Source organism: Cohnella hongkongensis (assembly GCF_042654645.1).
Taxonomy (GTDB): domain Bacteria; phylum Bacillota; class Bacilli; order Paenibacillales; family Paenibacillaceae; genus Cohnella; species Cohnella hongkongensis.
The window spans coordinates 129,584-140,958 of record NZ_JBHSEP010000003.1; the positions used below are offsets into that span (position 1 = coordinate 129,584).

Annotated in this window: 6 protein-coding genes; 4 read left to right on the forward strand and 2 right to left on the reverse strand. The window is 51.8% G+C overall.

The annotated features are described in order from the left end of the window. Positions 1-282: 282 nt before the first annotated feature. From ACFO3S_RS06120 to ACFO3S_RS06135, 4 genes are all read left to right on the forward strand, one after another. The gene (locus ACFO3S_RS06120; protein ID WP_378093403.1) at positions 283-5,088 is read left to right on the forward strand and encodes a polysaccharide lyase family 8 super-sandwich domain-containing protein; all 4,806 of its coding nucleotides are present in this window, start codon (positions 283-285) and stop codon (positions 5,086-5,088) included. 224 nt (positions 5,089-5,312) lie between these two features. Beyond that, positions 5,313-5,876, forward strand: coding sequence for a glycerol-3-phosphate responsive antiterminator (locus ACFO3S_RS06125; RefSeq protein WP_378093405.1), 564 nt, complete (start codon positions 5,313-5,315; stop codon positions 5,874-5,876). Between the two features lie 9 nt (positions 5,877-5,885). After that, the gene (gene glpK, locus ACFO3S_RS06130) at positions 5,886-7,379 is read left to right on the forward strand and encodes a glycerol kinase GlpK (RefSeq protein ID WP_378093407.1); all 1,494 of its coding nucleotides are present in this window, start codon (positions 5,886-5,888) and stop codon (positions 7,377-7,379) included. 390 nt (positions 7,380-7,769) lie between these two features. Further along, entirely contained in the window at positions 7,770-8,684 is a 915-nt protein-coding gene (locus ACFO3S_RS06135) for a bacteriophage abortive infection AbiH family protein (protein WP_378093410.1), read from the forward strand. A 531-nt stretch (positions 8,685-9,215) separates the two neighbouring features. Here ACFO3S_RS06135 and ACFO3S_RS06140 read toward each other — a convergent pair. Together ACFO3S_RS06140 and ACFO3S_RS06145 are read right to left on the reverse strand one after the other, a co-directional pair. Beyond that, positions 9,216-10,649: a DUF6179 domain-containing protein gene (locus tag ACFO3S_RS06140; protein ID WP_378093412.1), complete on the reverse strand. Its 1,434-nt coding sequence runs from the start codon at positions 10,647-10,649 to the stop codon at positions 9,216-9,218. Beyond that, the gene (locus tag ACFO3S_RS06145) at positions 10,631-11,119 is read right to left on the reverse strand and encodes a DUF6323 family protein (RefSeq protein WP_378093414.1); all 489 of its coding nucleotides are present in this window, start codon (positions 11,117-11,119) and stop codon (positions 10,631-10,633) included. The genes ACFO3S_RS06140 and ACFO3S_RS06145 overlap by 19 nt, the downstream gene beginning before the upstream one ends. Positions 11,120-11,375: the final 256 nt, after the last annotated feature.

Consider the following 11,375-nt stretch of genomic DNA (forward strand, 5'->3'; position numbering starts at 1 on the left):
CCATGGATGAAGAGATTGTTCTATTAGCTCATGAAAATGTAAGATCTCGCCAATGGATCGGTAATTTCGTTCTATGTAATGAGGGATATTGTTCATCGTTTACCCGCATTCGGGTGTCTATAATGAAAGAGCAGCTGCATGCAATTAGGAAACTAAAGGCTTCTATATAACTTCCGAAAGGACCATTCCGTAACGGTGGAAAAGGCGATCTTCTTCCGGTCTTTCGGGATCAAAAATGTAAGCGTTTTTTTGGCGCTAACAAATGAAACGGAGGGAATAAGATTGATACGACCAACGGCAATGTGCAGGTATATCATCTTATTTTTAGGTCTGGCCGTCGTCTGGGCGGGGCTCCCGACCTTAGGGAAGGTTCATGCGGCAGACCTTGGCGACGAGTATGACGGGCTGAGGCAGCGGTGGTACGAGATGCTGACAGGCGGGAATTACGACCCCGCCGATCCGGATATCGCAAGCGCAATTCTGGCTATCACGAACAAAGCGCAGTCGAACTGGGAGACAATAAGCGCCGGACCGGGCAGCAGAACGTATCTGTGGAGCGATCTCGCGAACGGGGCGACGAACCCGACGCATATTCGTCTGTCGTATCTCAGGCTGTACGAGATGGCGCTTGCTTACCGGACGAACGGTTCTTCCTTGGAGGGCAACAGCGCGATCAGGGACAGCGTGCTGGACGGACTTCAATTCCTGAACGAAACGTATTACAACAACACCGTTACGCCGTACGGCAACTGGTGGGAGTGGCAGATCGGAGCGCCGCTAGCGCTGAACGATACCGTCGTGCTGTTGTACGACGAATTGCCGTCTTCGGCAGTCTCAACGTACATGGACGCCATCAAGCATTTTGTAGCCGGTCCGAGAGATACCGGAGCGAACCGGGTATGGTCGTGTGCGGTGGCGGTGGGCAGGGGAATCCTGACCAAGGACGGTGCAACGATTAAGCGGGGCGTCGACGGTCTGAGTCCGGTATTCGACTATGTGACATCGGGGGACGGATTTTACGAGGACGGCTCCTTCATCCAGCATGAGAAATTCGCGTATAACGGATCGTATGGCTTAAGCTTGATCGAAAACTTGAGCACGGTGCTCTATTTCGTTACTGGCTCCAGCTGGGACGTTACCGATCCCGATGCTGCCAACGCTTATCGATGGGTGGACGACTCGTTTATCCCGTTCGTGTACAAGGGCGCGTTAATGGATATGGTGCGGGGGAGGGACATCTCCGTATTTAGCCGGGAGGACCACGAGACGGGCCACCGAATGGCCGCGGCATTGCTTCGAATGGCGCAGTCCGCCGAACCCGCGGATGCCGCTCGTTACAAAAGCGTGATCAAATATTGGCTCCTAAACGATACCAGCCATAACTTCTACGAAGGGCTGTCCCTCGACTTTATACGGCAGGCCAAAGCCATGTTAAACGATTCTACAATCACGCCTGCGCCGGAACCGATTGCCTCCAAGCTCTATCCGGCGATGGACCGGGCGCTTCACCTGCGGCCAGGCTTCGGAGTGGGCGTCAGTATGTTTTCCAAGCGGATCGCCAACTACGAAACGACGAACGGCCAGAATCTGAAGGGATGGTATACGGGGGCGGGCATGACCTATCTGTATAACGGAGACTCCGATCAGTACGGAGGCAACTTTTGGCCGACGGTCAATTCGTACCGACTTCCGGGAACGACGGCCGTCGCAGGCAAAACCATGCTGGCCGAGTCGTTGAACCATCAGACGTGGGTCGGCGGCACAAGCCTTGGGGACGAATATAGCGTCGTCGGCATGTCGTTTGAGCATGTAGACGCGGATATCACGGCGGACATGAGCGCGAAGAAATCCTGGTTCATGTTCGACGACGAGGTTGTGGCGCTGGGAACCGGCATCACCTCTACGTACCCGTCGAACGACGTGGAGACCATCGTAGAGAACCGGAGGCTGAACGCCGCCGGCGACAACGCGCTGACCGTTAACGGCGTGCTTAAATCTTCCGCTGCCGGCTGGACGGAAACGATGACGGGCGTGAAATGGGCGCATCTTGCGGGCAGCACCGCAGGTGCGGATATCGGGTATTATTTCCCCGGTGTGGCGACCCTGGAAGGCTTGCGCGAGGAACGAAGCGGCAAGTGGTTCGACATTTCGAAATATACCGGAGTGCTCGAGCCGGGTGATCCTACGCATACGAACCGGTTCCTGAATTTGTATCTCAATCACGGCACCGCGCCGACAGATGCTTCGTACGCTTACGCGCTGCTTCCGGGCAAGACGGCGTCCGAGGTGAACAGCTACACGGAAAATCCCGACTTTATCGTTCTTGCGAACAATTCGGGCGTCCAGGCGGTGAAGGAGAAGACTCTTGGCGTTATGGGCGCTAATTTCTGGACGAATTCGGAGCAAACGGTTGATATGCTTACAAGCTCCGGCAAAGCGGCAGTTATGGTGCGGGAGAAAGGCGACAGCAGCTTGTCGCTGTCCGTATCCGATCCGAATCAGCCGGCGTCCGGAGTCGTAACCCTTAAGCTGGCCAAAAGCGCAAAAAGCGTTATTGCCGCGGACCCTCGCATCACGGTGAACAGGCTCAGCCCTTACATTCAACTGACCGTCGACGTAGGCGGCTCTCTGGGTCGCAAGATCGAAGCAAGCTTCGAGTTGGAGCCGTCGTCCGAGACGGTCATTGAAGCAGAAAATTATGCTAGCGCGAACAAGCCGACAAGAACCGTCACGACCGACGTCAGCGGCAACTATCATATTTCCGGTTCGGATGGAACGTGGATGTCTTACACCGGCTTGGACTTTGGTGACAGAACGGACAGCATGACTCTCCGTATGGCTACCGCGAATACAGGCGGCACGATCGAGCTTCGTCTGGACAGCACGACGGGGCCGCTGATCGGCTCGCATCCCGTTACGAGCACCGGGAGTTGGTCGACCTGGACTAACGTTGAAGTGCCGCTCACGGGAGCAAGCGGCGTGCATGACCTGTATATCATGTACGTCAAGAAGACGAATACGCTCGGCGTCGCAGCGCTTAACTGGTTCAGCTTCCGGGCCGGCCACGACACATCCGATAAGACGCCGCCCGTTATCGTTCTGGCAGCCGACCGGCTCGAACCGACGGATCAGGACGTAACGGTTACGGCGAGCGTTTATGACGATGGCGGCATCGGGGTGAAAAAGTGGGCTTACGGCAATCAGCCGGCAAGCTATTTTGCAGACGGCGGAATCCCCTTTGACCATCATTTCGCCGCCACCATCAATGGCGTCTATACCGTATACGCTCAGGATTTGTCAGGCAATGAAGCGGTACGGACGATCGAGGTATGGAACATCACCCGCGGCGCGCCGACGATTTTATTGGTGCCGAATCCGAGCTCTCCGACGAATGGAAGGGTAAACGTTGTTGCCGCGGTGAGCGTCACCAGCGGATTGCAGGAAATGAAATACGACTGGGGACAGCTGGATACGACCTATTTTAAAACCGGTGGAATCTCGCAAGCTGACCCGGCTGCTCCCATCGAGGTGTCGGAGAATGGCTGGCTCACCGTTTACGTGAAAGACGGAATAGGCAACGAACGGACGAAACAGATCGAAATCTCGAATATCGACCGCGATAAGCCGGTGATTACGCTGAGAGGAGACGCGGTGACTGAGGTGGCTTATGGCAGCGTATACCGAGATGCGGGAGCTGACGCGACGGACACGTTCGACGGGGATATATCGGCGAACGTACGGGTCGGTGGCGATGCCGTCGATACAGGCGCACCTGGCCATTACGTCATTCATTACGACGTGACGGACAGGGCAGGCAACGCGGCCGAACGGGTGTCCCGCACCGTCATTGTTCTTGAGGGCTCCGATACGCAGCCGCCTGCGTGGCCTGCCGGCAGCTCCGTAACCGTCTCGGAAATTACGCCGATGAGCGTTAAGCTAAGCTGGCCGTATGCGGAGGACGCTACAGGCGTAGCCGGCTATCGGATCTACAAAGGGGACGCGGAGCTTGCGACAGTCGGAGAAGAAGCGGCGTCATATACGGTGACGGGTCTTGCGCCGGACAACAAATACGATTTTAAGGTAACGGCGTTCGATACAAAGGGCAATGAAAATTCGGGAATGGCGGTAGCCGTATACACGCTGCGAGTGTCGGGCGGATGCGGAAGCTGCGGCGGCGGGAGCGTCGTCATTCCGGCGCCGCCATCAAGCAATGCCGGCTTGAATCAGGTAGAACTGCGTGTCGGCGGGGAATCGCTGCCGCTTGTGATCATCGATCAGAACGGCAAACGAGTGTACTGGGCGGAGACGAATGCCGAATGGGCGATGATTGAGGCCAATCCTGCCGACAGCGGGGCTACGTACCAATTGAAAAAAATCGCGAGCGACGCGCAGGGGCGCATCCAACTGCAAGAAGGAGACAATGCGTTCGAGCTGGAAGTGAGAGCGGCCGATGGATCGGTTAAGGCGTATGCCGTGATCATCCGCCGGACGATACCGAAGCCGCCTAATCAACCGGAGAACCCGGGAATGCCGGAGGAGCCGGCTGCCGAGCTAACCGATCTATCCGGACATTGGGCGCAAGCAGCCATTTATCGAGCCCGCCAAATGGGCATAGTGGACGGTTATTCGAACGGGACCTTCCTCCCGAATGCCTTCGTCACGCGCGCAGAGTTTGCGGTGATGCTGACAAAGGCGCTCGGGCTCGAAGGAGGCGAAGCCCAGCTTGAATTTACGGATCGCGCCGCCATTGGCGGCTGGGCTGTGGATGCTGTGTCGGCGGCCGTTCAGGCAGGCGTTATTTCGGGCTATGAGGATGGCAGCTTCCGGCCGGGAGACAGCCTGACCCGCGCGGAGATGGTAACGATGATCATGAGAGCATTGAGACTTCCAAGCGGCAGAGCCGTCGATTCGACCGGCTTTGCGGACGATGCTGAAATTCCAAATTGGGCGAAAACGGCGGCGGCGGCCTCTAGAGAGCTTGGTATTGTGAACGGGCGAGCCGGCAGTCGGTTTGTTCCGAACGATAGGGCTAATCGCGCGGAAGCCGTCGTCATGCTGCTAAGGATGCTGGACCAACCATCGAAATAACGGAATAGTACCGATTCCCGATATTTCATTAAGCAAACGTCCGAAGCAAATATCCGTTGTCGGATTGACATTTTTTTCGTAGGTTGCTTATAATGTGATTAAGTTCATAGCGTGATGGAGAAAATGGAGATCCACATCGATTGTAATTCCGGGGAGGAGTGCAATTTGATGTGGATTTTTTAGCGAAGCGGAGGCAGCTTGGGCTTTCCGGGAAAGAGGTACATATGACGCTGCAACAGCCCATTCTTCCGGCAGTACGCAGAATGAAGGACTTGGAGAAGCTGCTTGGCAGCTCCTATGTCTATATTGTGCTGCTTGACTGCCATGTCGGTCAATTGCAGCCGATCATGGATTTGGCGCGGGCCAGCGGCAAACGCATGCTGCTGCATGCCGATCTGGTCGAAGGCTTGAAGAACGACGAATATGCGGCGGAGTTTCTATGCCAGACCATGCGGCCGGCCGGCTTGATTTCGACGCGGACCGGCGTTATCGCCAAGACGAAGCAGAAGGGTCTGCTCGCCATCCAGCGTCTGTTCCTGCTCGATTCGAGCGCGCTGGAGAAAAGCTATAGGCTGCTGGAGCGTTCGCGGCCGGATTATATCGAGGTGCTGCCCGGCGTTATGCCGCACATGATACGGGAAGTGAAGGAGCGAACTGGCATCCCGATATTGGCCGGCGGTCTTATCCGCTCCGTGCGGGATGTGGAACAGGCGATTGAGGCCGGCGCGGAGGCGGTCACTACGTCCAACGCGGATTTGTGGAAGTATTTTGATAGACGAAACGGTTAGGAGGCACTTATGGGAGATACGTATATTTTGTCCATCGATCAAGGAACGACAAGCACAAGGGCCTTGATTTTCAATCATAGCGGTGAGATCGTCAGCTCGGCCCAGGAGGAGATCAAGTCCTACTATCCGAAGCCGGGCTGGGTGGAGCAGGACGCCAACGAAATATGGCTGTCGGTGCTTGGCGTAATGGCGGCGGCGCTGCTTAAGGGCGATATTCGTCCGGAGCAGATCGAAGCCATCGGCATGACGAACCAGCGTGAAACCACGATTGTATGGGATCGCCATACCGGCCGTCCCGTTCATCGCGCCATTGTGTGGCAGTCCCGCCAGACGGCCGATATTTGCCAGCAATTGATCGAGCAAGGGCATGAGCAGACATTCCGTTCCAGGACAGGGCTGCTCGTCGATCCTTATTTTTCGGGGACCAAAGTGAAGTGGATACTGGATCATGTCAAAGGCGCGAGAGAGCGGGCGGAGAGCGGCGACTTGCTGTTCGGAACGGTTGATACTTGGCTCATTTGGAAAATGACCGGCGGCAAGCGGCACGTGACGGATTATACGAACGCTTCCCGGACGCTTATGTTCAATATTTACGATTTGCGGTGGGACACAGAACTGCTCGACCTTTTGGGCGTGCCGGCGTCGATGCTGCCCGAGGTGCGCTCCTCGTCCGAGGTTTACGGTCATACCGTGGAGCACCACTTTTTCGGCCAAGGCATCCCGATCGCCGGCATGGCGGGCGACCAGCAGGCGGCGCTGTTCGGGCAGGCGTGCTTCTCGCGCGGGATGGCGAAGAGCACCTACGGCACCGGCTGCTTCATGCTGATGAATACGGGCAAGCAGGCGATCCAGTCGAAGCACGGGCTGCTGACGACAATTGCCTGGAGCATCGGCGGCGAAGTGGAATATGCGCTCGAAGGCAGCGTATTCGTGGCGGGCTCGGCGATCCAATGGCTGCGCGACGGCCTGCGGATGATCAAGACGGCAAGCGACAGCGAACTGTACGCGTCCCGGGTATCGTCAACAGAGGGTGTATATGTTTTGCCGGCGTTTGTCGGGCTGGGAACCCCGTATTGGGACAGCGACACCCGCGGCGCGGTATTCGGCCTGACCGGCGGCGTGACGAAAGAGCATTTGATCCGGGCCGTGCTGGAGGCGCTGGCGTATCAGACGAAGGATGTGCTGACCGTCATGGAGGAGGATTCCGGCATCGCGCTGACCTCGCTGCGCGTCGATGGCGGCGCCGTTCGCAACAAGCTGCTGATGCAGTTCCAGAGCGATATGCTGCAGGTGCCGGTGGAGCGGCCGGTGGTGAACGAGACGACGGCCCTCGGGGCGGCCTATCTGGCGGGGCTTGCGGTCGGCTACTGGAAGAGCCGCGAGGATATCCGTCAGGGCTGGAAGCTGGATTGCCGATTTGAGCCAGAGATGGCGCCGGAGCGCCGCGAGGAGCTGTATGCGGGTTGGAAAAAAGCTGTCCAAGCGGCAAGGGCGTTCAAATAATACGCGGAGGTTCTGTCGCGGAGGCAGCTATGGAGCGGGAGCGCCCTGTGTCGCGGCATACAACCGCAGGCTTGACGACAAGTTAATAACGGGTTGGTGAATGGGAGAGACCACAACGTTGGGCTGCGGACACGCGGTCCGGTTCGTTGCGGTCTTTTCTTGCTTGGGTGCGCAGGCGGTATGAAGAACAAATAGAAGACGATGCTCCGAAGGTGTCGGATGACAAGAACATTGTCCGAATGAAGTCCGCGTAATTCGCGGGCTTTTTTAGTTAAAATTTGTGAATTATACTAACGAACAGGCAGGATAGTTTGATCTTAAGTTGAATAAATTTACTGTTCGAGTGGAGTTGCCTAAGTGCAGAAACAATCTAAATAAGGGTGAGTAAGAGTGAAGTTATTTGTAATAGGTAACGGCTTTGATAGAGGTCACGGTTTATCAACTTCATATTGGAATTTTAGGACTTACTTACAAAACATGTACCCTGGATTTTTACATGAATTTGAGAAACATTATGATATCTATCCAGCTTGGTTTGATGAGGAAAAGCAACGGTTACTATGGAATGAATTAGAAACAAATCTCGCTAATATCGATGAAGATGTCATAATTGAAGATGCACTCCATATGGATCTGGGATTAGAAAGTGGTGATGTCGGCATTTTAGATACGTTGGACGAGTATTTCGAGAACGAATATAAATACATAGAAGAGTTAGCAAGGTACCTGAAGCTGTGGGTACGAACCATTAGAATTAGAGATGTGATGCCTAAAACAACCATGATTAAAAATGAAAATGATGCATTTTATATTACGTTTAATTATACGGCTGTGTTAGAAACAGTCTACAAAGTAAACGACAATACAATATTACATATACACGGATCTTTACGGCAAAATGATGATGATCCTATTTTAGGACATGGAAATGAAAAGAGAATTAATGATATCAAGGGGAAGCGTTATGATGCTGAGGAGATATTTGATGAAAAAGCAATGAGTATCTGCAGAGCTGTGGAGAATTATTATAAGCGAACCTTTAAGAATATAAGAAATTACATATATAAACTAAGTCGCTTGAGTAATAAAGAGGTTGATGAAGTTATAATCATAGGGCATTCTCTTGCAGGTGTAGACATTCCTTATTTTGAAGAAATCGAAAGAATCACGCAGCGAAGGACAACATGGAAGGTTTACTATTACTGCGATGGCGAAAGGCAACGTATGCTTGATAGCTTGATTAGCTGTGGAATAGACGCAAGAAGAATAGAGATGATTCACTCAAGCGAATTCTATGATGTGTAATAGCCGCCTATGTGGGCGGCTTTATTAATTTAGTTAAACCTAATTATCGAGACCATAGTGGATAGATAGTCTCCCGCAATGGATAATATCATTACTCTTCTAGAGGATTATCTAATTTCATGACGAAATATGGTGAATAATAGAAATTGGCAATGAGGATGATTTTATTGAAAGGTGGATGACACGGTTGCCCAAGCAATACAAGGCCAACTATCGAACCCATCAACGATGTCGGAAATAAACTCAAATGGATCTTGGCGGCAATGACGAGATTGGGACTGCCGGTTCGAATGGCACTGGATCTTTTTATGACTTGGAAATCTCAAGACGAAAAGACTCCTGAAGACTTAGTTGAGGCCTTACAGGGACATACAAAGTTATTTTTTGAACCCGAGATAGAAGTACATATAAGGTTGTCACTGTATATATAAACAGTCATTACAAGGTCTTAATTAGATTTATTGACATATGTATAAAATACGGGTTTTGTGAAATAGTCTAGCAATAAGGATTAGAAGTGATCAATAGAATTTAAAATTTCATTTGTTCATAATCCATCTCATTCATATACTTTTCGACGGCTTGCAGCCGCTCTCGGCTCATCCCCCGAAGGCACTGGGCAAATCGCATTTGCCACTCCATTGGATACTCATTCTCCAATAACAGAATGGATGGCAAGTCCAGAGTCTCGCTTCGCAGCTCTTCATAAAAAACAATTTTCGCCAGGATAGCCAATTCCATATCGCTAAATTCATGGAAAAGGGCGTCATACTCATCCCCGTATAAGCAGTCTGATTCAAGCATATCGAGGTAGTCATGGAAGGAATGAAAGCTGGACAAAATGAGCTTGACTTTGTCCTCCTTTCTCTCGCATGCCAAAATCTCATGCAGCAGTCTTCTTAATTGGACATCGCTCATTCTGTCCTTTTCGTTGAACAAAATGACAATGGACTTCACTTCCTTCTCCCTCTCTGTAATAATGACAGTCCGTAAGCTGTTGTGCTTTGCGGCATTGGCCACTCGCCGAGCGAGGGCTTCTTCGTACCCGTCCATATACTCCTTTAATTGCGAATCCATCGGCAATTCTTGCTGAAGCCTTCCCATCGCATCAGAGATGACAGATCGAATTTGCGGTTCAGCGAGGCTCGAGAGTTGCTGCTCCAAGCGTTTGTATTGACCCTCGGAAATCCTGATTTCATCGGCATCTCCACCCGATAAAATCGAGAATATCGCATTATTCAGCACTAACTCATAAATGTTGAACAGCTCGATTCGGTAGTTAAACCTGCATTCCCTTCCGTAGTGGACCAGCAAGTCCAATAGCTCCTGCTGATCGAACAACGCGCAAAATTGGGTCTCCAGCTTCAGCCGTTCCAGGTATTGCTTCATATAGAAAACGCCTTGAAGCCGCATGTCATCGAGAGCCAACGGGTAATCGATACTGGCCATCGTATTGTGGGCATCGAAGATGATGCCGTATTTCCTGAGAAAGACAGGTAGTGATTCATCGATGGTCATATTATAAGCGTCGACCGGCACCTCCAGCTTATTAGCAGTGATTTCCTTAAATAGCTGCTTGGTCTCTTCAAAGCATTGACTGACCTTTTCGACACCTCTTTCATAGATTTGGCGAACATCAATCGTTTTGAGATGCGTTATCGCCTTCTCTGGCTCCTCTAAGCTGAACAGATACGCGTCTGCAGCATACATGATAGAGGTTAAGATGCTTTCTGCTGTTTCCGTGGTGACTGAGCTGCTTTCGCCCTGGGTGTATTTCTTGATCAGCTCCTGCAGGATCTGCATGAACGCATTCTGAATGCGCATCATGTCTTGGCTCGTGAGCAACCCCGCTTGCAAGCCTTCGTTCATTAAGGAGATCGTATATTGATTTCGCTGCAGCCGAGATTTGCGAATGCCGCCCTGAACGGTCAACTCGCGCCTGTCCTTTAGATTTTCAGATCCCAATAGTCATCTTCTCCTTCAGGTAAAGATTCTTTCTTCAGCAATTGTCTTCGAAAATCTTCGGCGTACTCTTCGAGTCTGCTTTTCAACAAGTCCAATGAGCCCTCGCAATCCTCTTCGAACACTTCCTTCATCCTATGGAGGAGCTTCATGTCGCTGATTCTGTCTTCTGTTTCATTTTTAAGATAATAAAAAATCTCATGCAGCTCATTCAGGGTATCTGCATAGTTCTCCTGCTGGATGAACGATGACGTCGAAAATACCTCGACGAGCCCCTTGGTCACTTCAATGCTTAATTCCACCCGCCCGTAGCTGTAAAGGATCTGGCTTCTTGCCGCCATCATCGATTGAACATCCTTCAGAGTCAGGACCAGGCCATTTTCCTTGGTCTTCTCGTTCAATTCCAGTAATTCGGTCATATCCTGTTCCTGCATAGGCACGTTCAGGGAGTTGAAAATCCGAGACAAATACATGTAGTCATCCCCCTTTTTGACTCTATATACAGCCCATCGCTCTCACCATGCCATCAATTTTCTCGAAGAACCAAATTAATCGTTGACATCTTATTTATTTTGTGATACGATTAAATTTGTAATTTAAATTCTAATCAATGTTTCCGTTCTTGTCAATCGAAACGTTTTTTTGTGCTTTATTTAATTGAGGCGTTAGCTCTCCTCGTAGACCATTAAGCAGCTTATTATCATAGAAAGACAGGTTGGGCAGAGATGA

Bases quoted from the DNA above. Each gene is read 5' to 3' on its own strand.
- glpK (WP_378093407.1), top strand. From the start codon at position 5,886: ATGGGAGATACGTATATTTTGTCCATCGATCAAGGAACGACAAGCACA.
- ACFO3S_RS06125 (WP_378093405.1), top strand. From the start codon at position 5,313: ATGACGCTGCAACAGCCCATTCTTCCGGCAGTACGCAGAATGAAGGAC.
- ACFO3S_RS06145 (WP_378093414.1), bottom strand. From the start codon at position 11,119: ATGTATTTGTCTCGGATTTTCAACTCCCTGAACGTGCCTATGCAGGAA.